The sequence below is a fragment of the Ignavibacteria bacterium genome (assembly GCA_013177855.1).
Lineage (GTDB): Bacteria > Bacteroidota > Ignavibacteria > Ch128b > Ch128b > Ch128b.
In genome coordinates this window covers 441,273-464,831 of record JABLYA010000001.1, presented here as the reverse complement: position 1 = coordinate 464,831, position 23,559 = coordinate 441,273, and the positions used below count along the sequence as shown (strand labels likewise).

At 33.1% G+C, this 23,559-nt stretch carries 20 protein-coding genes; 19 read left to right on the top strand and 1 reads right to left on the bottom strand.

The annotated features are described in order from the left end of the window. Positions 1–27: 27 nt before the first annotated feature. The 16 genes from xseA (at position 28) to HPY57_01940 (ending at position 18,611) form a co-directional block, all read left to right on the top strand. Entirely contained in the window at positions 28–1,212 is a 1,185-nt protein-coding gene (gene xseA / locus HPY57_02015; protein NPV10553.1) for an exodeoxyribonuclease VII large subunit, read from the top strand. After that, on the top strand, positions 1,205–1,450 hold the full coding sequence (gene xseB, locus HPY57_02010; protein NPV10552.1) for an exodeoxyribonuclease VII small subunit: 246 nt from the start codon (positions 1,205–1,207) through the stop codon (positions 1,448–1,450). The genes xseA and xseB overlap by 8 nt, the downstream gene beginning before the upstream one ends. Further along, positions 1,447–3,354 carry a 1-deoxy-D-xylulose-5-phosphate synthase gene (locus HPY57_02005; protein NPV10551.1) on the top strand — a complete coding sequence of 636 codons (1,908 nt, stop codon included), beginning with the start codon at positions 1,447–1,449 and terminating at the stop codon, positions 3,352–3,354. The genes xseB and HPY57_02005 overlap by 4 nt, the downstream gene beginning before the upstream one ends. A gap of 8 nt (positions 3,355–3,362) precedes the next feature. After that, entirely contained in the window at positions 3,363–3,533 is a 171-nt protein-coding gene (locus tag HPY57_02000) for a hypothetical protein (protein ID NPV10550.1), read from the top strand. A 43-nt stretch (positions 3,534–3,576) separates the two neighbouring features. Beyond that, on the top strand, positions 3,577–4,368 hold the full coding sequence (locus tag HPY57_01995) for a Gfo/Idh/MocA family oxidoreductase (protein ID NPV10549.1): 792 nt from the start codon (positions 3,577–3,579) through the stop codon (positions 4,366–4,368). Between the two features lie 108 nt (positions 4,369–4,476). Further along, positions 4,477–5,022 carry a hypothetical protein gene (locus HPY57_01990; protein NPV10548.1) on the top strand — a complete coding sequence of 182 codons (546 nt, stop codon included), beginning with the start codon at positions 4,477–4,479 and terminating at the stop codon, positions 5,020–5,022. 62 nt (positions 5,023–5,084) lie between these two features. Further along, entirely contained in the window at positions 5,085–7,223 is a 2,139-nt protein-coding gene (locus HPY57_01985; protein ID NPV10547.1) for a TonB-dependent receptor, read from the top strand. Beyond that, a complete protein-coding gene (locus tag HPY57_01980; protein ID NPV10546.1) occupies positions 7,220–8,827 on the top strand; it encodes a T9SS type A sorting domain-containing protein in 1,608 nt (535 codons plus the stop codon). The genes HPY57_01985 and HPY57_01980 overlap by 4 nt, the downstream gene beginning before the upstream one ends. A 250-nt stretch (positions 8,828–9,077) precedes the next feature. Next, positions 9,078–9,860: a hypothetical protein gene (locus tag HPY57_01975; protein NPV10545.1), complete on the top strand. Its 783-nt coding sequence runs from the start codon at positions 9,078–9,080 to the stop codon at positions 9,858–9,860. Continuing rightward, the gene (locus HPY57_01970) at positions 9,857–10,114 is read left to right on the top strand and encodes a hypothetical protein (GenBank protein NPV10544.1); all 258 of its coding nucleotides are present in this window, start codon (positions 9,857–9,859) and stop codon (positions 10,112–10,114) included. Before HPY57_01975 ends, HPY57_01970 begins: the two co-directional genes overlap by 4 nt. An 84-nt stretch (positions 10,115–10,198) precedes the next feature. Beyond that, on the top strand, positions 10,199–10,645 hold the full coding sequence (locus HPY57_01965) for a hypothetical protein (protein NPV10543.1): 447 nt from the start codon (positions 10,199–10,201) through the stop codon (positions 10,643–10,645). Between the two features lie 75 nt (positions 10,646–10,720). After that, positions 10,721–14,065, top strand: coding sequence for an efflux RND transporter permease subunit (locus HPY57_01960; protein ID NPV10542.1), 3,345 nt, complete (start codon positions 10,721–10,723; stop codon positions 14,063–14,065). A 1-nt stretch (position 14,066) separates the two neighbouring features. Next, positions 14,067–15,365, top strand: a complete 1,299-nt coding sequence (locus tag HPY57_01955; GenBank protein ID NPV10541.1) for a TolC family protein — start codon at positions 14,067–14,069, stop codon at positions 15,363–15,365. Beyond that, positions 15,362–16,909, top strand: coding sequence for an efflux RND transporter periplasmic adaptor subunit (locus HPY57_01950; GenBank protein ID NPV10540.1), 1,548 nt, complete (start codon positions 15,362–15,364; stop codon positions 16,907–16,909). Before HPY57_01955 ends, HPY57_01950 begins: the two co-directional genes overlap by 4 nt. 219 nt (positions 16,910–17,128) lie before the next feature. Continuing rightward, positions 17,129–17,845: a pyridoxine 5'-phosphate synthase gene (locus HPY57_01945; protein ID NPV10539.1), complete on the top strand. Its 717-nt coding sequence runs from the start codon at positions 17,129–17,131 to the stop codon at positions 17,843–17,845. Next, the gene (locus tag HPY57_01940; GenBank protein ID NPV10538.1) at positions 17,838–18,611 is read left to right on the top strand and encodes a TIGR02757 family protein; all 774 of its coding nucleotides are present in this window, start codon (positions 17,838–17,840) and stop codon (positions 18,609–18,611) included. The genes HPY57_01945 and HPY57_01940 overlap by 8 nt, the downstream gene beginning before the upstream one ends. 131 nt (positions 18,612–18,742) lie before the next feature. On the opposite strand, the gene HPY57_01935 is transcribed toward HPY57_01940, so the two are convergent. Beyond that, on the bottom strand, positions 18,743–19,123 hold the full coding sequence (locus HPY57_01935; protein NPV10537.1) for a NifB/NifX family molybdenum-iron cluster-binding protein: 381 nt from the start codon (positions 19,121–19,123) through the stop codon (positions 18,743–18,745). 295 nt (positions 19,124–19,418) lie between these two features. On the opposite strand from HPY57_01935, the gene HPY57_01930 reads away from it, so the two are divergent. The 3 genes from HPY57_01930 (at position 19,419) to HPY57_01920 (ending at position 23,485) form a co-directional block, all read left to right on the top strand. Next, complete coding sequence (locus tag HPY57_01930; protein ID NPV10536.1) at positions 19,419–21,422, top strand: oligopeptide transporter, OPT family; 2,004 nt, start codon at positions 19,419–19,421, stop codon at positions 21,420–21,422. 228 nt (positions 21,423–21,650) lie between these two features. Then, positions 21,651–22,022: a PqqD family protein gene (locus HPY57_01925; GenBank protein ID NPV10535.1), complete on the top strand. Its 372-nt coding sequence runs from the start codon at positions 21,651–21,653 to the stop codon at positions 22,020–22,022. A gap of 2 nt (positions 22,023–22,024) precedes the next feature. Continuing rightward, on the top strand, positions 22,025–23,485 hold the full coding sequence (locus tag HPY57_01920) for an aminoacyl-histidine dipeptidase (GenBank protein ID NPV10534.1): 1,461 nt from the start codon (positions 22,025–22,027) through the stop codon (positions 23,483–23,485). Positions 23,486–23,559 lie beyond the last annotated feature (74 nt).

The window sequence follows — 23,559 nt, the reverse complement described above, 5'->3', positions numbered from 1 at the left end:
TTTGTTTACACAAACAGCAAAATTTAAATGGTAAATCAAGCAAAAATTTATTCTGTCTCCGAGATTAATAGAGAAATCAAAATCCTTTTAGAGACAAGTTTTGATTACATTACAGTTGTCGGTGAGATCTCTAACTTTAAAGCATATCAATCAGGTCACTGGTATTTTTCGCTTAAAGATGAGAATTCTCAGATAAGCTGCGTAATGTGGCGTGGATTGAATTCTTATGTTTTCTTCACTCCACAAGATGGAATGAAGATAATTGTAACTGGAAGAATAAATGTTTACGAGCCAAGAGGCAGTTATCAGATTGAAGTTTCTTCAATGAAACCGCTCGGAGTAGGTGAATTACAGATTGCCTTTGAAGCTCTCAAAAGAAAATTAGCCGCAGAAGGATTATTTGATGAGAGATTTAAAAAACCAATACCCAAAATTCCTTCAAGAATAGGCATAGTTACAAGCAAAGATGGTGCAGCATTGCGGGATGTTTTGGCTGTAATCAGGCGAAGATTTCCAGTAGTTGAAGTTGTTTTAGCGCATACTTCTGTTCAGGGTGAGGGCGCAGCAAACGAAATTTCAAATGCTTTAGATTTAATGAATGAATATGGCGATGTTGATGTTATAATTCTCTGTCGTGGAGGAGGTTCTTTAGAAGATCTCTGGGCATTTAATGAAGAAGTTACTGCGAGAGCCATTTTTCGTTCTAAAATCCCAATTGTAACAGGGATTGGTCACGAAGTTGATTTTACAATTGCTGATTTTGTCGCTGACTTGAGAGCAGCAACACCCACTGCAGCTGCTGAACTTGTAACTCCAAGACTTGAACAATTAGTTGAATTGTTAAATGAATACGACGAGGCGCTCTATAAATTGATAAAAGATTTTTTGAGAAGAAAAAAGGAAAATTTATACGGTCAGTTAAGGAGTTACTCTTTTGTGCTGCCTGAATCACTATTAAATAACAATCAGCAAAAATTTGATTTCACTTTTTTTAGATTTAATCAATCAATTCAAAACTTTTTGAACGATAAAAAACAATTATTAAGAAAACTTGAAAATACAATTAACCTGTCTGATCCGAAACTTACTTTATCAAAAGGGTTTGCAATTGTCAGACAAAACGATAAAATTATTTCGAGAAAGAGCTTGTTCGCTCAAAACTATTCAACAGAAATTGAATTTTATGACGGGAAGGTAAAGATCAATGGCTAAATCGAAATCATCTTTTGAAAAAGATTTTGAAAGACTCGAGGAAATCGCTCTCAAATTGGAATCAGGAGACATTACTCTGGAAGAATCATTAAAACTTTTCGAAGAGGGTGTAATTCTCTCGAAAAGATTGCTTGAAACTCTTAATCAAGCTGAGTTGAAAGTGAATCAGCTCAAGCGTGAACTAAATGGAATGATTAAAAAAACTAAATTGGAAAATAATGGTGAAGAGGAAGAATGAAAGAATATAAATATCTCACGAAAATCGATTCCCCGGCAGATTTGAAAAATATTCCTGTTACAGAATTAAAATTTGTCTGTGAAGAAATCCGTGATTATATGATTGATGTTGTCTCTAAAACAGGAGGACATTTAGGTGCTGGTCTGGGCGCAGTTGAGTTAACAGTTGCTCTGCACTATGTTTTTAACACGCCCTATGATAAACTTGTCTGGGATACAGGTCATCAAGCATACCCACATAAGATAATTACAGGCAGGAGAGAGGCACTTAAAACAATTCGACAATTTGGTGGAATCAGTGGATTTCTAAAAAGAACAGAAAGTGAATATGATGTTTTTGGAGCGGGTCATGCAAGCACTGCAATTTCTGCTGCACTCGGAATTGCAACGGCTCGAGATTTCTTGAATGAAAAATTTAAAGTTGTTGCCATTGTCGGCGATGGTGCAATGACCGGCGGAATGGTTTATGAAGCAATGAATAATGCAGGTATTCAAAAAAGAGATTTAATTGTTGTTTTGAATGATAATAATATGTCTATCGCTCCGAATGTTTGGCAATTTTCAAAATATTTTACTGAGATAACTTCATCACCACAGTTTAATAAGTTCAAAGCCCAAGTCTGGGAACTGACTCATAAATTTGATGAAATTGGGGATAGAATTAGAAAAGTAGTTGGAAGAGTGGAAGGTGGAATTAAAGCAATTGTAACGCCGGGTGCTTTATTCGAAGCGTTAGGATTTAGATATTTTGGTCCATTTAATGGGCATAATATTCAACAATTAGTTAAAATTTTCCGTCACGTAAAAGACTTAAAAGGTCCTATTTTAGTTCACATTACAACTCAGAAAGGCAAAGGATATAAACCTGCAGAAGAGGATTCTCAAAAGTTACATGGCGTAACTCCATTTGACAAAGTTACTGGAAAAGCAATCAAAAAATCTGATGTTCCAAGCTACACTAAAATCTTTGGCGAAACTCTTGTTGAAATTGCCAGAATGAATGAAAAAGTTGTTGGCATTACGGCAGCAATGCCTGATGGAACTGGGCTGGATATTCTTCAAAGAGAAATTCCAGAAAGATTTTTTGATGTTGGTATTGCTGAACAGCATGCGGTAACATTTGCAGCTGGACTTGCAACCGAAGGAATTATTCCTGTTGTTGCAATTTATTCTACCTTCTTACAAAGAGCATTTGATCAAATTATACATGATGTGGCAATTCAAAAATTACCCGTTGTTTTTGTCCTTGATAGAGCTGGACTTGTAGGGGCAGATGGTCCAACCCACCATGGTGCATTTGATCTTACTTATTTAAGATTAATCCCCGGAATGGTACTAATGGCGCCAAAGGATGAAGCAGAACTTAGAAATATGTTATATACTGCCATTGAATATCGAAAAGGCCCAATAGCTTTAAGATATCCACGAGGTAGTGCGTTGGGAGTGCCAATCAAAAAAGAATTTGAAAAAATCCCAATAGGCAAAGGAGAAATTTTAAGACAAGGAAATGATGTTGCATTGCTCGCAATTGGAAGTATGGTAAATTACGCAAACATTGCAGCGGAGAATTTAGCCAAAGATGATATCTATTGTGAAGTAGTTAATATGAGATTTGTAAAACCGCTTGATGAAGAATTATTATTAGATATTTTCAAACGATTTGAAAAGATTTTTGTTCTTGAAGAAAATACGATTATTGGCGGATTAGGTTCTGCAGTGTTAGAGTTTGCAGCTAAAGTGGATGCTAAAAATGATATAGAGTTGGTTGGTCTGCCGGATCAATTTATTGATCATGGAACACAGCAAGAACTGCATGCTATGCTAGGAATTGATCCTAAAGGAATCGCTGCTAAAGTAAGAGCTGAATTACATTCGTTGCATAAACATTTTTCAGAAAATAACTAGGTTTATTTATGAAAAAACAAATTAAGGTCGGCATTATTGGATGTGGAGCGGTAGCTCAAATTATTCATCTGCCAATTCTTAAGAAACTAAATAATGTTGAAATTGAAGCGATATGTGATATTGACAAAAGAAAACTCTCTATCATTAAAGAAAAGTATGATATAAAAAAAAACCTATGATGACTTAACCAGATTCTTCGAGGAAAATGAATTTGACGCAGTAATGATCTTAACTCCAACAAATACTCACAAAGAAATTGCTGAATACGCAAGTCAATATTGTAAAAATTTGTTTGTTGAAAAACCAGTTACACGATCGTATAAAGAAGCTGAAGAATTAAGAAAAGTATTAGAAAAAAATAATACAAATTTAATGGTTGGTTTTAATACGAGATTTCGTCCTGATGCAATGCTTTTGAAAAGTCTAGTTGAAGCAAATGAATTTGGGAAACCATATTTAGTACGCACAGGATGGTTCAGACCACGAAGTTCCGCCCAGTCATGGTTTGTTAATAAAAATTATGCAGGCGGTGGAGTTATAATGGATCTGGCAATAAATATTATTGACCTTGCCATGTGGATGTTAAATTATCCAGAAGTTTATTCTGTATGTGCTTATAATTTCTTCCATACAACTAAAAATGTTGAGGATTCTGCAGTCGCAATGATTAAAACAAAAGATGATCAGGTAATAAACTTTGAGGTCAGCTGGATTTTAAGCAGTGAAAATGAGTTTTTTTATTTCAATTTATTCGGTGTTGATGGTGTTGGTCTACTAAATCCCTTAAGGATTTTCAAACAAATTGGAACCTCCCAAATGGAATTAACTAATTCACACCGTAGTTCATCTTCAAATCTTTATTTAAAGTCTTATGAAAATGAATTGAAACACTTTTTTGCTGCTGTAAATGGCTTAGGAAACTGGGTCTCTACAATTCACGAAGCCGTTTTGAGAATAAAGTTAATTGAAGCTATTTATAAATCAGCAAAAAATAATAAAGAAATTCGTTTGTAATTTCATTCATGTCCCTCTCTTTTAACTTTTAAGGGTTTCTTTTCAAAGATCTTGTTAAAAAATTTTTCTCGAATTTTGTAAATTTCAATAGATTATGACCGGTAATTTATGCGATTAAAAAATCTTCTAATATTTTTTTTAATTGTAGTTTTTACTGTTTCCAACTCGGTGGGAATAATTATCATTTATAATCAAATTAAATTTTATCACAAAAGGGCTATCAAAGAACAAATAAAAAAGAATAATTTTAATCAGGTTGTAGATGTTCTAGGTTTTTCAAAAAAAGATTTATTAAATGGTAAAATTAAACTGGATTTCATAGAAGATCATGAGTTTAAGTATAACGGAAAGATGTATGATATAATTACAATATGGGAGTCGGGAGATTCTATTTATTATAAGTGCATTAATGACACAAAAGAAGAAAATTTAGAGGCAATATTTGTTAGTTATATTGTAAATAATGAACACCGCCAGGATTTACCACTACCAATAAAACAATTGTTAAGCTCACTTCAAACTGAATTTTTCGTTATTCAAGATTTAAATAATTTTCTTCAACAAAATTATTCAATCAGTATTTCTTTAAATTCTGAAAATCCTCTTGATTTTTGTCTCATCATTCCTGATCCTCCTCCACGATTATTTTTCTAATCAGCCAACTAATTAATTAGAATTAAATTCTTTTATTGTAAAAAAACTTAAGTGGAGGAAGTATGAAGCTTCATTATATTTTATTGTCTCTTCTAATTCCATTACTTTCTTTTGCACAGCAAAAGTATGATGATAAATACTATCTAATTCCAAAATCAGATACAATATCATATCAGCTTGAAGAAGTTGTGGTTACAGGAACAAGAACATACCAGCGAGCAATCGATATTCCGTATTCAGTTACTACATTAACAAACCTGAATTATAAATTTGATAAGAAGACATCAATTAACGATGTGCTCGGATTTGTGCCGGGTGTTTTTATGCAGTCAAGATATGGAAATCATGATGTCAGAATTTCAATTCGAGGTTTTGGAAGTAGATCGAATACCGGAATTCGAGGAGTGAGAATTTTACTTGATGGTATCCCAGAATCTGAACCAGATGGTCAAACAAGAATTGAGGCAATTGATTTTAACGCTGTTGGTAGAATTGAGATTGTAAAAGGCAACTCGTCATCACTTTATACAAACGCTCCAGGTGGAGTTGTAAATTTCATTAATAATGTTTATTCGCCAGTAAATTATGTGACTCAATTTAATGAAATTGGTAGTTATGGTTTGCGACGAAATGGTTTTAAAGTAAATTTAAGATCGAAAAACGCCGGGTTGATAATGACTTACACTTACCATAATTACGAAGGATATCGTGAACATAGCCCTGATTTTTGGAACATCTTAAATACCGTGTTTGAAGTAACTCCTGGAGATAATTCCAGATTAGAAGTTCTTGGATATTTTGTTGATGGTATGATAAAACTTCCGGGTTCATTGAAACTTGCAGAATATCAACAAGATCCATTTCAAGCTGCACCTGATGAAAAAAATTTTGATTACCGAAGATATTCGAGAAAGGGCAGAGTAGGTTTGAGATATAATAAATTCTGGGGTGAAAATAATGCTAACGAAATTGAAATTTCTGGTTATGGAACAATCAAATACTTTGAAAGAGTTGATAGGAGATTTAGGATTTTTAATAGATGGGGTGTGGGTGGAACATCTAAATATACAAACAGGACATTATTCCTTGGTAAGAAAAATGAGTTCACCGCTGGAATTGATTTATTTTATCAAACCGGACCAATTGAAGTTTATTCAAATGTAAATGGACTAAAGACAGATGTGCTGCGTGGAATAACAAATGAAACAATTTCTAATGCTGGTTTATTCTTGCTTGATACATATTCGCTTATACCTGATAAATTAAATCTTTTAATTAGTGGACGATATGATAATGTAACTTTCTATGATATAGATAGACTTGCCGAGTCGAGGAATTCAATTAGAAAGTTTAATGCGTTCACTCCTAAACTTGGATTGAATTATAAGTTACACCCTGATCTTGCAATTTATGGTTCAGCAGGATACAGTTTTGATGTGCCAGCAGGAAATGAGCTTGATAATTTCCCGTTAAGTTCAGATGCTGGAGCTGGATTACTTAATCCCGATTTGAAACCACAATTTTCAACAAACTTCGAACTCGGCTTAAAAGGAAGATTAAAATTTGTTGATTTACCAGTTTTTTCAGACAATACATTTGATCTTACTTTATTCAGCAGTGTAATTAGAGATGAAATTGTTCCATTCGAAGTTTTTGGAAGTGTATTTTACCGAAATGCTGCTAAAACATGGAGAAGAGGAATTGAATTTGGTAGTGACTCAAAATTAATGTATGGTTTTAGATTAAAGACAAGTTATACTTATTCACTTTTCCGTTATGTAGAATACACAGCACAAGCTATAACTGGTAATCAAAACAATTTTGTAATCACAGAGCAAAACTATTCTGGAAATGTTGTTCCAAGCGTTCCTGAACATAACTTAAACATTGCATTGACTTATGAAAAATCATTAGCACTTAATACAGATTTCTTTTCAAAATTGAGCTATCAATATATTAGTGGAATGTATGTAAATGATGTAAATTCAGAAAAAACCGATTCTTATAATCTTCTCAATTTTATGATTGGAATTGATCAAAGATTTGGAAGAGTAAATGTCTTGTTGAGTACTGGTGTGAATAATATATTCGATAAAAGATATGTTGGTTTCATCAATATAAACTCAACATCTAACAGATTTTATGAACTCGGTGAACCAAGAATGTATTTCATAAACATACACCTCGGATATACTTTATGATTTTTATTATTTGTCTTCTTTTAGTTTTTGGTGCTGAAGTATTTTCTCAATCCTTTCAAAACACGGGGGTGAAGAATTTTCTTCTTTACCCCTCTTCTATTTCTCAAACAGAACCTGTTGTAGTTCGTCATCCTCACGATAGAAATACTTTATTTGTTTCAGCGAATACAATTAAATTCCTTCCATTTTTTGTTTCTGAAGGTGTATATGTTTCAACAAATGCGGGATTGAATTGGTTTGGTTCAGATACATGCAAAGGTGAATACATAAATTTTCATGGTGGTGATCCTGCAGTTGCTATCGATAAAAATGGAACATTTATCTTGACAAGGTTAGGTCGTTCACCATTTGTTGGTCTTTATGTACATTATTCAACAGATTTTGGAAAAACCTGGTCATTTCAGAATGCAATAAATGATCATGACCTAGAAAGAGCAATTCTTGCATCAGACGTTTTCCCTAACAGTCCATTTTATGGAAGAACATATTCAGTGTGGGTTCGATTTAATCCGCCGTATGCTCTTTACTTTTCATATAGTGATGACGGTGGAATAACCTGGTCACAGCCGAGACAAATTAATAATCCTACTCAACGATGTGCTGGCGGAGATATTGTTATTGGCAAAAATGGTGAAGTCTATCTGACTTGGGCGGTTGTTGCTGCTAGTTCTCCATTTCAAGAACAATTCATAGGATTTGCAAAGTCAACAGATGGCGGTGCAACATGGCAAGTCACTGAAAAAGCTTTTGCAGTTAATGGAATTCAAGGACAATTACCGGAAAAACAAAATATTCGAGTAAATGGACAACCCAAAATTGCAATTGATACAATAGGTGGTGAGCGAGACGGATGGATTTATATTGTTACCACTCAAAAAAATTTTGGTGCTGCAGGTAGAGATCCTGATGTGATTTTATATCGTTCAACAGATAAAGGTTTAAGCTGGCAAGGACCAATCAGAGTAAATCAAGATCAATTAAATAATGGAAAAATACAGTACTTCCCAGCTTTAACAATAGATCAATATGGCGCAATTAATATTCTTTATTATGATGATAGAAACACAACATCAGACTCAACTGGAGTTTTTCTTTCAAGATCAACTGATGGCGGTAATTCTTTTGTTGATTACCAAATTAGTGATCATAATTTCAAACCTGAAGCAATTGGTGGACTTGGACAGGGATATCAAGGAGATTTGATTGCTTTAACATCAATTGATAATTACTTAATTCCTATCTGGATGGATAACTCGACAGGTAACTACCAACTCTGGACTGCACGGGTTAATATAAATCAATTACTTGATGTTGAGAGAGAAACTCAAACGAAAACGATAAAGAATTTTTATCTTGCTCAAAATTTTCCAAATCCTTTCAATTCTCAAACAAACATTGAATTTGAAATACCTGAAGATGATTTTGTTCGTTTAGAAATTTTTAATTTACTAGGTCAAAAAATAAAAACCCTCGTAAATGATTATCTTAAAAAGGGACACTACCAGACTGTTTTTAATGCAGATAAATTACCTTCGGGAATTTATATTTATAAACTTCAAAGCTCAAGCAAAGAATTAATAAAAAAGATGATTTATCTAAAATAGTAGAACAAATTCAACCTCTATTCGATCATCAATCCCAGCAGGGGATTTCTCCACATTAACTTTTAGGTAATTTCCTAAAAATGCTTATAATCCCATATCTTATTATATCCCGAAAAATCTAACAGAGCTGTTTTAATTTGAAAAATCTTTTTCTGGAAAAATTTATATCGGTGCAAAATTTACTATTGCAAAATTTATTTAAATTATTTAGATTTGGTCTAAATAGTAATAAAAAAATAAGGAGTAAAAAATGCGCAATTTTTTAATTTTTTCAGCTGTATTAATAATAATTACATCTTCGGTTCTTAGAGCTGATCGTAGATATTTTGCTCGTTCATATACATCTTATACAATTCCTGCAAAAGTCCTTGAACTCGAGATCTGGAATACAGGAAAAATTCAAAAAGATCAAGGTTATTATTATAAATGGCAGCCCAGAATTGAATTTGAATATGGGGTAACTGATAAACTAACTGCCGCAATTTATTTTAATTTTGAAGAGATCAGATCAAAAAACAATCTATATCCACCTAAGTCATTAAGTTTTACATCCACTTCATACGAATTACGATATAGATTATTTGAAATTGGAGAATATTTTATTGACCCAACTCTTTATGCAGAATTTTATTATGGCGGTGATAAAGTCAAATACGAACCTAAAATATTTTTAACTAAACGATCTGCAAATTTTATTGGTGTGATTAATTTTAATTCAGAGATTGAAAAGAATATCCCAATGAATTCAACCAAATCAGAATTTGAAATTACTGGTGGATTAGCTTATGAGATAAATGCAAATTTTGCAGCGGGATTAGAATTTCGAAATCATCTGAATTTCACCAATGTTTACGATAAGAAAGTAAACCAGGCATTTTTTATGGGACCAACAATTAATTTTCAAACTGAAAAATTTTATTTCACAATAAATTTAATCGCCCAGATTAATGGTACCTCTACAAACAACTCACGCCTAGATCTTATTGGACATGAGAAATATGAAATTAGGAGCATCCTGGGAATTGAATTATGAAATTAACTTTAATTATAATTTCTGCAATCTTGATTTTTGCAGGATGTACAAAACATTCTATCCATAATGAAGAAACACAATTTATTGAAGGCAAAAAGTTATATATCTCAAAGTGTGGTGGTTGTCATAAATTATATGTAAGAAATGAGTTCACTCCTGCTCAATGGGACACTATTGTTGTTTCAATGAGAAATAAAGCAAAAATTACTGCTGAACAGGAAAACGAAATTTTGAAATTTCTTAAAGAAAGATGAATTAAAAAGTTTAATCGCCAGCCATTCTATACAATGGCTGGCTTTTGTTTTTTAACCACATACTATAAATAAAGAGCTTGATTTGTGAAGTATTATTTTTTAAGTTTCGATGAGATGAAAAAGCAATTTAAAAATATACTCATCGGCATTCTGATTTTACTTTTCTTTATTGCCAATGTTAACTTTACCGTCGTGCTTCATTATTGTGATACGATGAAGCAATTGTCTAAATCAGAATGCGGAATGTGTGAAGAAGATCATGAAGCCATATATTTAAATTCTTTTAATCTTTCTATAAACGATATTTCAGACGATCCATGTTGTAAAAATATTGTAAAGACCACAAATCAAATTGATGATGTTATTGTAAGAAAGACTGAAATAAATGAACTTAATCAACTTCAAGTTGCTTTTCTTCTACCCTCAATTCCTGAATTAACAACCAATACTTTTGAAGTTCAAGTAACCAATACCCATTCACCACCACAAAAAATACCTTCCTATCTAATAAATTTAATTCTGCTTATTTAGACTCCGAAATTTTCTGCTTTTTTCATTCAAGTAAAGTGGATTAGTGTGTTTAAAATTCAATTAAGGAGTCTAATAATGATTGAAAAAATTATAGAATGGAGTTCGCAAAATCGTTTTCTGGTTATTTTATTTTACTTGTTAATAGTTGGATTTGGAATATACTCAGTTGCAAATTTACCTGTCGACGCTATCCCTGATTTATCAGAAAACCAAGTCATTATTTTCACTGAATGGATGGGAAGATCACCGCAAGTTGTTGAGGATCAGGTTACCTATCCAATAGTTACTTCTTTGCAAGGAGTTGCTGGAGTTAAAGCAGTAAGAGCGACCTCGATGTTCGGAATGTCTTTTGTCTTCGTAATCTTTGAAGATAATGTCGATATCTATTTTGCAAGAAATCGAGTTTTAGAAAGACTTTCGACTATTCAATCACAATTTCCTGCCGGCGTTACCCCAACCCTTGGACCAGATGGAACTGGTGTTGGACATATTTTCTGGTATACTGTTGAAGGAAAAAATTACGATTTAGGGACGTTGAGAGCAATTCAAGACTGGTATATAAGATTCAAACTTGCCGCTGTAGAAGGTGTTGCAGAAGTTGCAAGTGTTGGAGGCTTTGTCAAGCAATATCAAGTTGATATTGACCCAATTAAACTAAGAGCTTACGATGTCAATGTATCAGATGTTGTTGCTGCAGTTCAGAAAAGTAATAGTGAAGTTGGTGGAAAATTAATCGAAGTAAACGATGCGGAATATTTTGTCAGAGGGCAAGGTTATATACATACTAAAGAAGAATTAGAAAATACTGTTGTAAAGATTAGAAGCGATGGGGTCCCAGTGCTGATTAAAAATATCGGAGTAGTTCAGTTAGGTCCTGACATTCGTCGTGGTTCGCTTGAAAAAGATGGTAAAGGTGAGGTTGTAGGTGGAATTGTTGTGATGCGAAATGGGGGAAATGCAAAAGAAGTTATTGATAGAGTAAAGAAAAAAATTGAGGAAATTAAAATTGGATTGCCGGAAGGTGTAGAAATAAAAACATCTTATGATAGAAGCACATTGATAAAAGAGGCTGTTGGTACACTTGAACGAGCATTGATTGAGGCGGCAATAACTGTTTCACTGATGGTGATGATTTTTCTACTTCATTTTAGAAGTATTGTAAGAATTTTGATAGAAATTCCTATCTCGGTTTTGATAGCTTTTATTCTAATGTATGTTTTTAACATTACATCAAATATTATGAGTCTTGGCGGAATAATTTTAGCAATTGGTGTGATTGTGGATTCATCAATCGTAATGGTTGAAAATGCTTATCGAAACATTGCGAGAAAATTAAATGAAAAAGGTGAGTTGACATCAAATGAGTACAAGGAAATTTCAATTCAATCAGCAAAGCAGGTAGGCAGGGCAATCTTCTTTTCTGAATTAATAATACTCGTTTCATTTTTACCAGTTTTTCTTCTGACCGGACAGGAAGGCAAGTTATTTAAACCTCTTGCTTTCACAAAAACATTTGCAATGCTCGGTTCAGCAATTGTTGTAATTTCTTTAATTCCTGTTTTAATGACCTTTTTAATGCGAGGGAAGTTTAAGCTTGAGCATCAAAATCCTGTGACAAAATTTTTTAATCAAATCTATGAACCGGTAATTCACTGGGTTTTGAAACACAGAAAAACAACTATTGCGATTAATCTGATTGCGTTGCTGATTACTATTCCAATGGTTTTAAAGACGGGTTCAGAATTTATGCCTCCTCTGGATGAAGGTTCAATCCTTTATATGCCGGTGACTTTACCAAATGTATCAATAACAGAAGTAACAAAAATTCTACAAATTCAGGACAAGATTATTAAAACAATTCCTGAGGTAGAATATGTATTGGGTAAAGCTGGGCGGGCAGAAACTGCAACAGACAATGCACCTTTAAGTATGATCGAGACCATTATTCTCCTCAAACCAAAAAACCAATGGCGTAAAGGAATTACTAAAAATGATATTATTCAGGAACTTGATCAAAAACTTCAAATCCCTGGCGTAACAAATGGATGGACTCAACCAATAATTAATCGAATTAATATGTTAAGCACGGGTGTTAGAACTGACATTGGATTAAAGATTTTTGGAACAAACCTCGATACCCTTGAACTTCTTGCAATTCAGGCAGAGCAAATTCTGAAACAAGTTCAAGGTGCTGCTGATGTTGTAGCTGAAAGAGTTCAGAATGGATATTATCTGGATATTTCAATTAAAAGAGATGCAGCGTCAAGATTTGGAATTAATGTTCAGGATATTCAAAATATAATTGAAACAGCAATCGGCGGTGAAAATCTTAGTGTTGTAATAGACGGAAGAATGCGTTTTCCTTTAAGAGTTAGATTCCTGAAAGATTTTAGAGATGAAATCGAGGATTTGAAAAACTTGATCATTCCTATTCCGGTTTATAAAAATGAAATGCAATCTATGAAACCATCGATTGCATCTTCAATCTCAAATAATAAATCTATGGCGTTGATGAGAATGGGTGAAACAGGAAATATGATAAGTAAGATTTCATCCAGTGAACCAAATTCATCGAGTTCATTAATAGAAAGTTTTGAAGGTGATAATATCTATCTTCCTTTAAATATGATTGCAGATGTAAAGATTACAACAGGACCTCCTATGATCAGCAGCGAAGATGGAATGTTAAGATCGATTGTGTTTATGAATGCGAGGGGGAGAGATATGGGAAGCGTTGTTGAAGATGCAAAAAAATTAATTCAGCAAAAATTAAAATTGCCAGAAGGATATAGTTATACTTTTAGTGGTCAATATGAAAATAAAATCCGTGCACAGAGAACAATTGCCATAATTATGCCAATCGTATTTCTTATAATTTATGTCTTACTTTATCTGGCATTGAAAGATTATAAAGAAGCAGCAGTTGTTATGCTCTCAGTCCCTTTTGCATTAATTGGTGGTATGTATATGATCTTTATTCTTGGTTATAATTTTTCTGTTGCTGTCTGGGTTGGTTTTATAGCTTTGTATGGGATTGCAGTCGAAACTGGTGTTGTGATGGTTGTATATCTTCACGAAGCGCTTGATAAAAGAATTCGAAGTTACATAAATGGTGAGAGAGGTGAGATAACAAATCAGGATATCTATGAGGCAACAATTGAAGGTTCTGTTTTAAGATTGAGACCGAAATTAATGACTGTATTTACGAGTATGGTTGGATTGATTCCTGTGATGTGGTCAACTGGTACAGGCTCTGATGTAATGAAACCTTTAACTGCCCCGATGATCGGAGGATTACTAACATCGGCAATACATGTTTTGGTTGTAACTCCAATTCTTTTTGCAATTATGAAAGAAAATGCATTGAAGAAAGGAAAACTTCAACTCTCAAAAATGTCTGACTGGATGAAGGAGGCTTGAAATGAAATTAAAACTTGTGGCGATATTTCTATTTCAATTTAACCTTTATGCTTTTTCACAGAGTCTTGATTCATTGCTGAATGAAGCATTATTTAAAAATCCAATACTTAAATCATCTCAATTAATTGTTGAAGCAAAGAAAAACAAGGTCATTCAAAATTCAGCTTTGCCATCACCTGTACTCAGTTTTGAGATTAATCAATTTAATTTTGATAGAGCAAACATACTAGGTAATTCATTATCAAATACAATTTCATTATCTCAGATGATACCTCTCGGTGGAAAAATAAATGCAATGCAAAGAGTCTCAATGAGTGAATTGTTATTGAGCAGAAATAAATTAGATGAGATTCAGAATGACTTACTTACAAAAATTAAGGTGAAATACTTTGAGTTATGGAAACTTGAAAATGAAATAATGATTCAGAAAGAAAACCAGGAAGAACTGAGAAGACTTCAGAATTCACTTGATCTTTTATATCAAATAAACAGGACAAATCAGTCGGATCTCATTCTTATTCAAAGTGAAATTGCCAAAGGGGAAGTTGAACTAATCAATCTAGAACGTAAGAGAAACTCATTAATCAAGGAAATAAATTTTCTGATCGGAAGAGAAAATCTTGAGCAAGAAATTTTTACGGACAAAAAAATAAAGTTACCTGCAATAAACTTCACCATCGAACAATTTGATAGTTTAATCTTCAGTCTTAACCCTGAATTAAAATCAATGCAATCTATGATTGAGATGAATAAGAACGAAATAAAAGCGACGGAAAAAGAATTAATCCCTGATCTGATGATCAGCGGGATGATAATGAGAATGCCGAAGGGAATGATTTTAACAACAAAATATCCCTTGCCTATGGATGGAAGCCGGGAAGAAATAATGTTTGGATTAATGACATCAATCAATTTGCCTTTTGCCCCATGGTCAAAGAAAAAGTTCACTTATAAAATTGAAGAACTTGAGAATACAATAAAATCGATTGAATATGAAAAGACAAATATGATTAATCAAATGAGAAAAGAAGTGCAAAATCTTTTACTCACAATTAATTCAAACAAGGACTTGATTCAACTTTATGAACAAAAAGTAATTCCTTCTTATGATAATGTATTTAATGCGCAATTAATTGAATTCGAAACAGGAAGAGTTTCTATCAATTCAATTATTGAGATAAATCGAATGAGATTGATGGAAAAAATGAAATACTATATGCTTGTCTCTGAGTATTTAATGTCTTTTGCAGAATTAGAAAAAATAACAGGTCAAAATTTACATAAGGAGAATTTGAGATGAAAATTAAAAACATCCAATCGCTAAGTTTTAATTTGATTATTCTTTTAGTTGTTTTATCCTCGTTCATTTTTACTTCCTGCTCGAAAGAAAAAGCAGAGGTTAATCATAAAGAACAACATGAGACAAAAGAGATTTATTACTGCCCTATGCATCCAAACGTTGTTTCTGATAAGCCTGGTGTTTGTCCAATTTGTCATATGGATCTTGTGAAAAAATCAAACTCTGAAGAAATGAGGGATAGTTTAATTAATCAGATTATGCTTTCGAATTCGAAGATCATTCTTGCTAATGTAAAAACGATCAAAGTGGAAATTTCTCCGCTCGAAAAAGAAATCAAAGCTTTCGCAATTCTTGATTTTGCTGAACCAAATAAAAAGAAAATCACAGCTCGCTTTAATGGAAGAATTGAAAAATTATATGTGGATAAAGTCGGAGATTATGTAAAAAAAGGAATGCCATTGTTTCAGATTTACAGCCCCGATTTAATTCAGGCACAAAATGAATATTTGATTGCAATGAATAATTCTTCGCTTGCAAGTAATTCAAAATCAATTTTAGAAAATTCATTATTGAAATCAGCAAAGAGTAAATTATTACTTCTTGGATTAACACAAGGACAGATTCAAAATCTGGAGTTGACGCAATCAATTGATTTTAGTATCGATTTTAATTCCCCATTTAATGGAATTGTTTTGGAGAAAAAAATTGTAGAAGGTGATTATGTAAGAGAAGGAGATGTATTATATGATATTGCTGATTTTTCAAGTTTGTGGGCAATTGGTGAATTCTATGAAAATGATATCTGGAATTTGAAGGTTGGTGATAAAGTTAAAATAAAAATCGATTCAAAACCTGACGAGATTTTTTATGGGGTTGTTTCTTATGTTTATCCGATTGTTGACAAAACAAAACGAACCGTTAAAGTTCGAGCTGTCATTAATAACTCAAATGGCAAGTTGAAACCAAATATGTTTGGTGAAATGTCAGTTGTTAAGAATTTTGGTAAAGGAATAAAAATTCCATCAAGTGCAGTTCTATTTAAAGGTGAAAAAAATATTGTCTGGATTAAATCTGGTGAAAATACTTTTGAACCCCGAGAAGTAAAACTTGGAGAAAAATTTGGTGATTACTATCAGGTTATTTCTGGATTAAAAGTGAATGAAGAAATAGTTGTATCTGGTTCGTTCCTTTTGGATTCTGAAAGTGAATTAAAATCAATTTCACAGTCTCATCAACACTCGAGTATGCGTGAAGCATCAATGAGCGAAAGTAAAGATCAAAATTCAACAGCATCAAAGTCTAAAAATTTTAAGAATAAAGATGATAAACCTGTTTATGTTTCCGATAAAAATCTTAAACCATTCAATTTAGTTTGTCCTGTTCAGGGAGAAGAAGTTGATCCTGATGCACCAAAGGTTTTATACAAAGGGAAGGTTTACGGATTTTGCTGCAAAGGATGTGATGAGAAATTTATGAAAGATCCTGAGAAGTATATTAGAAATTTGAGTAAAGATGGAAAAAAATTTTTAGGTGAAGCAAACTGATATTCAAACTAATTAGAGATTAATTCCCTTAAACAAATTGAATTGAAAATTTATCTTGTACAGATAATGCACATTTTTTTGGTTAACTATTAAATTTTATTTCAAAACTATTTTTCAGGTCTATCTTTATTAAAATATAAACTTGACGATTGTTCACTACCTATTTTGTTCATAAAATATCGCTTCTAATTATTAAGTTTGAGAAAAAAGGAGTAAAAAATGCGGCTTTGTATTAATATTGACCACGTTGCAACTCTACGTCAGGCAAGGGGAGAATTTGAACCAGATCCAGTTACTGCTGCGTTGATTTGTGAACTTGCAGGTGCTGATGGAATTGTCTGTCATTTAAGGGAAGATAGAAGACACATTAATGATCGTGATGTTTATCTTTTACGAGAACTTGTAAAAACAAAACTTGACCTCGAAATGTCGATGGACCCTCAGATTGTATCGATTGCATGTAAAGTAAGACCAGATCTGGCAACTTTAGTTCCTGAGCGCAGACAGGAACTTACTACCGAAGGTGGACTTGATGTCGTTAAATATTTTGATAGAGTTGTTGATGTTGTAAAAGAACTTCATTCAAACAAAATTGAAGTAAGTTTATTTGTCGATCCAGTTAAAGAACAAATCGAAGCTGCTGCTGAAGCTAATGCTGATATGATTGAGATTCATACAGGATTTTATGCAAATACAATAAGTGAAGAAGAAGCCTTAGAAGAACTTGAAAAAATCCGAGAAGCTGCAAAATTTGGAAAAAGTCTAAATCTCGGTGTAAATGCTGGTCACGGCTTAAATTATCTAAATATTATTCCTTTTAGAGAAATTAAAGAAATTGATGAAGTAAGCATCGGGCATTCAATTATTGCACGTGCTGTTTTCGTGGGATTAGAAAATGCTGTAAGAGAAATGGTAAGATTGGTTAAAGGTGTCTAAAGTAAAGTTAACGAAAAAATTTTTAGAAAATCTTTACTCAAAATATAATCGAAAAAATTCAGCCGATGATCCTGTCTGGAATGTTTTAATTCAGCAAGATAAAACTGATCAGGAAATTTTAGCATTCATATCTGCATTATATGCTTTCGGGAATATAAAGCAAATCAACAAAACTCTCTCAAAAATTCTGAACATCTTTTTACCTTCAGCTCTTAACAGAATTCTTGACCTTGATTATATTTCTTACTTGGAAAGAAATCTTGAAATTAATCACCGCTTCTTATTTCATTCCGAGTTTATTGGTTTAATGAAAACTTTAAATAAGGTTTATGCTGAATATGGTTCGCTTAAAAAATTATTTCTTAAACATTATAGTAGTGAAGATAAGAACTTAAAAACAGCGATCATTTTTTTCTCAAGATACCTCAGGAATGAAATGCAAAGTCTTGGTACCAAATCAAGAAAAATAAAATTTCTTTTCCCATCACCAGAGAATAGAAGTGCCTGTAAAAGAATAAATTTATTTTTAAGATGGATGGTCAGGAAAGATAATGTTGATTTAGGTTTATGGAATGAGATAAGAACTTCTCAATTAATAATTCCACTCGATACACATATTTACCAAATAGCTAAGCATTATGATTTGACAAGATTAAAAAGTCCATCCTGGAATATGGCTGTTGAGATTACAGAAAACTTAAAAAAGTTTGACGCAGAAGACCCAGTTAAATATGATTTCGCATTATCGCATTTGAAGATTAAGTGATTTAGTTTTTTTTCTTCTTTAATTAATCGTTCAACTAATTTTAAGTGTTTGTCGTAAAAGCCAGATCAGTAGTTTTCAAATTTTTTTGAATTTTCTTACAAACTTTTTATAACAATACTTTAAAATATTTTTTAATCATTATGATGATTATGATGACTGTGCTTATGGCCAATGCTTTTTTTGGCAGTCGGTTCGCTTAATTGTTTAAGTTCACCTTTTAAAAATTTTTCAATCGCTTCTTTCACAGACATTTTTCTAGCAAGATAAATTTTGTTTCTGGAAGTATTAATTGTTTCGAATGCATGAGGACCAATATTGCCAACTATGGTTACCTCAACACCTTTATTTATGAGTTCTCTAAGATTTTCATGTTTCTTGTTGTGACCAACATTTTCATACGCTTCTACTGATTTGGTCTCTGTGTTGAAAATTAAAAAGTAATTTGAATGACCAAATCTCATTGAGACGTTACTGTTCAAATCTTTTCCTTCTGCACCAATTAGTATTAACATATTTAATCTCCATTACTTTTTACAATTAGATGAATTAAGATTTTTTAAGATTCTATTTTTAAAGAAATGTATTCAAACTTTTGACTAATATCAAAAGAGATTTATGATCAAAGAAATTAATCTGAAGAAAATATCTAATCTTAAATCTTATTTACGAATTACTTTGCTCCCTTCTTGAAGTCAGTCAAATTCATCCATATATTTGAAAAAATTTTTAAAGTTAAAAAATCAGGAGAGAGTTGAATTCAAATCTTTAAAAAATAATCCCATCAAAAACTAAATCAAAGGAGTTGTTATGACGGAAAGCAAAAAATATGTTCCGTTCGTTTCACCTGATAAAACTCTTCCAGAGTTTACAGTGCGGGCTTTGATAATTGGTTTGATAATGTGTGTGGTTCTTGGTGCAGCAAATGCTTATCTGGGACTCAAAGCTGGAATGACAATAGCAGCTACATATCCAGCAGCAGTTATTGGTATGGCTCTCTTGAGAGCAATGAAAGGGTCAATTCTTGAAGAAAACTTTGCTCGTACTGTTGGGTCAATTGGAGAATCAGTTGCAGCAGGTGCAATTTTCACTATCCCTGCATTTTTCATCGCTGGTATTTGGCCCGAATTTACAATGAAGCATTATCTTGAGTCATCAATTATAATGTTTGTTGGTGGTGTGCTTGGAATTATGTTTGTCGCTTTGCTTCGCAGAGTTATGGTTGAAGATGCAGAATTACCATTCCCTGAATCTGTTGCAGCTGGTGAGATTCATAAAGCAGGAAGAACCGGCGGAACAGGTGCAAAATTTTTATTTAGTGCAATGGGGATTGGGGCTTTAATTCAAGCACTCGGTCAATTTAATTTCTTTGCAAAAAGCTGGGAAAAGTTTGTTCATTTTTCTAAAACTACAATTGGTTTAAGAAGCTCAGGTGAAGCTACTGCACAAGGTGGTATTTTATTAAGCTCGCCCGGAGTTAGTCCTGCATACATCGGTGTGGGTTATATTATTGGTCCAAAATTAGCTTCACTTAATTTCAGTGGTGGACTTTTAGCATGGGGATTGTTTGTTCCAATTATTACTTATTTCCTTGCACCTTCTTTGCTTGCATCTAATCCAAATCCAGCAGAAAGTGATTGGATTAATTTATCGATTAATGTTTGGAGATTTATTGTTAGACCGATTGCAATAGGCGGAATGTTGGTAGGCGCTGGTTACACTCTTTACAGAATGAGGAAGAGTTTACTTACTGGAATAAAGAGATCAATTAGTGATGTCAAGAAAGCTGCAACAGGTGAGCATGTTGAAATCAGAACAGAGCAAGATATCAATTTCAAATGGGTAATGCTTGGTATTTTACTATCAGCAGTTGCAACATTCTTTATCTATAATTACTTCGCACAGGATGTTGTTGCTGCACTGGTTGCGACCATTGTTATGGTAATTGCCGGATTTTTCTTTGCGGCAGTTTCGGGTTATCTGGTTGGCATTATTGGTTCAAGTAATAATCCTATCAGTGGATTAACACTCTCAACTTTGCTTGTCGCTGCTTTATTAATGGTTGCTCTTGGAATGAAAGGTACAACGGGAGTTGCAGCAGTTCTTGGAGTAGCTGCGGTAGTTTGCGTTTCCGCTGCTGTTGCTGGTGAAATGTTGCAGGATTTAAAAGTTGGTCACATTCTTGGAGGTACTCCCTGGAAAATGCAGGTTGGTGATATAATTGGAGTTGGACTTGCCGCATTTGTTATGTTTATTCCACTTTTAATTCTGCATCAGGGTGATATTAATACTGGTGGAACAGGATTTGGCGGAAAGAATTTACCAGCTCCTCAAGCAAGTTTGATGGCTTTACTTTCTCAGGGAATTGTTAAAGGCGAGATGGCTTGGCCACTTATTATTGTTGGAATGTTAATGGGCTTTGGATTTATCTTAATGCAGGTCAGAAGTCCAATGCTTGTTTCAGTTGGAATGTACTTACCTCTTGAAACAACTTTTGCAATTTTCGTCGGTGGGTTGATTAAAGGTATAGTTGAACAGATTAATAATAAGAAGAATTTCAATGAAGCTCAGAGAGCAAGAGTTGAGAATACAGGTGTATTGGTTGCGGCTGGCTTAATTGCCGGTGAAGCGTTAATCGGATTAGTATTTGCTGCATTTGCCTTCTTTGAGGTTTCACTATTTAAGATTTTTGAACAACCGACATTTGCTATCAGCTTGCTTGTGTTTGTCTTCATTGCCTGGTTATTGGTTCAAATTCCAATTAAGAATGCTGGTCGTCCCGATGAACCAGCTCCACCTAGTGCAATGATGTAATATGTTGTTTAATTGTATTAATTAAATTTTTATTTGTCAGGTTGGGTTATACTCAACCTGACAAAATTTTTTTTGCTTTAGATTGTCTATAAACAGGTTCTGATCGAATATTGAAAAATTGATTTTGAATTTTAAGGAGTTTAATTCTATCGTAAATTTTACGATGGGTTAATCTTAGAACTTTAGAAATTCTCATAAAAGCATTGATAGGACTAAATAAAAATTGAAATGATATCCTTTAAAAGAAAATCAAAAGAAAAAGTCGAAGTAAATCTCTGGGAACTCATTCCAATCAGAAAATTTGATTTCGAAAAATCTGAAAATAACCTCATCACAATTCTAATTCCCAAATTCACAAATAAGTTTTTGGTCAGACACTTAATGCCTCGATTGAAGTATCCATTCTTTAAAGTCAAGCTCGATGAAATAGGCTCTGCAGTCTGGCTTGAAATTGATGGGAAGAAAAAAGTTGGAGAAATAGCCCAAATTTTAGAAGAAAAATTTGGAGCAAAAATTCAACCAATCGAAGAAAGACTTTCAAAATTTTTTACTCAATTAAAATTTCATCAGTTCATAGATTTTAAAAAAGAGGAGAGTTAGTTATGTCAAACGCATTAGCAAATCTTAAACCCGAAGCTGTCTGGAGATATTTTGGTGAATTGTGTAAATACCCAAGACCTTCCAAAAAAGAATCTAAGGTAGTCGAATATGTTTTGTCTGTGATTAAAAAACTTGGATTGCCCTACGAACAGGATTCATTTGGCAGTATATTAGTTAAAAAGCCTGCTACACCAGGATTTGAAAATTTAAAAACAGTTTGTCTGCAAGGACATTTAGATATGGTTTGTGAGAAAAACAGTGATGTTCAACATGATTTTGATAACGATCCAATTCAACCTTATGTTGAAGGCGATTGGGTAAAAGCAAAAGGCACAACCTTAGGTGCGGACAATGGAATTGGTGTTGCTGCTGCTCTTGCAATTATGGAAGCTAAAGATATTCAACATGGTCCGCTTGAATTTCTTTTTACACTTGATGAAGAAACAGGTTTAACTGGCGCAAACAGTCTAAAACCAGGATTTGTTACCGCTGAAATTCTCCTAAATCTTGACTCCGAAGAAGATGGTGCACTTTATATCGGCTGTTCTGGTGGAAAGGATACGGAAGGCAGATTTTCTTATTCAAAGGAAAATTTACCAGCTAATTCTTTTGGATATAAAATAAAAGTTACAGGACTTAAAGGTGGACATTCAGGACTTGATATTCATCTCGGAAGAGGAAATGCAATTAAAATTTTGAGCAGACTTCTCTGGAATCTTCAGAATCAATTTGATATAAGACTTTCAAAAATTGAAGGTGGAAGTAAAAGAAACGCAATCCCGAGAGAAGCTTTCGCAGAAATCGTTGTCAATAAATCCAGAGCTGATGAACTTGAAGGGTTCGTCAATTATTACAATACAGTTGTGAAAAGTGAACTTTCTTCTGTTGAACCAGATTTAAAAGTTGAATTTGAACGATCAAATTTACCCGAATTTGTAATCGACAAATCAACACAAATAAATCTTTTAAATGCTCTTTATGCCCTTCCGCATGGAGTAATAAAGATGAGTGCTGATATACCTGGACTTGTGGAGACATCTACAAATCTTGCTACAATTACTTTCGGTGATCAAATTGTTGTTGGTACAAGTCAACGAAGCTCAGTAGAAAGTGAAAAAGAAGATATCGTGATTATGAATCGTTGTGTCTTTCTACTTGCAAATGCAGAAGTAAAACATGGCGATGGTTATCCGGGATGGAAACCAGACATTAATTCAGAAATTTTGAAACTGATGAAAGAAGTTTATAAAAAGAAATATGGAAAAGAACCTGAGGTAAAAGCAATTCATGCTGGACTTGAATGCGGTATCATAAAAGAAAAATACCCAAATATGGATATGATATCTTTTGGTCCAACCATTATGGGTGCTCATTCACCTGATGAAAGAGTCCAGATAAGTACTGTAGAAAAATTTTATGATTTATTATTAGAAGTTCTGAAAAATATCCCTGCGAAAAATTAAGGAGATTGAAATTTGGAACAGGTAAGAAGAGAACCACCAGCTTCAATCAGATGGATTGTCTGGCTATTTATAAG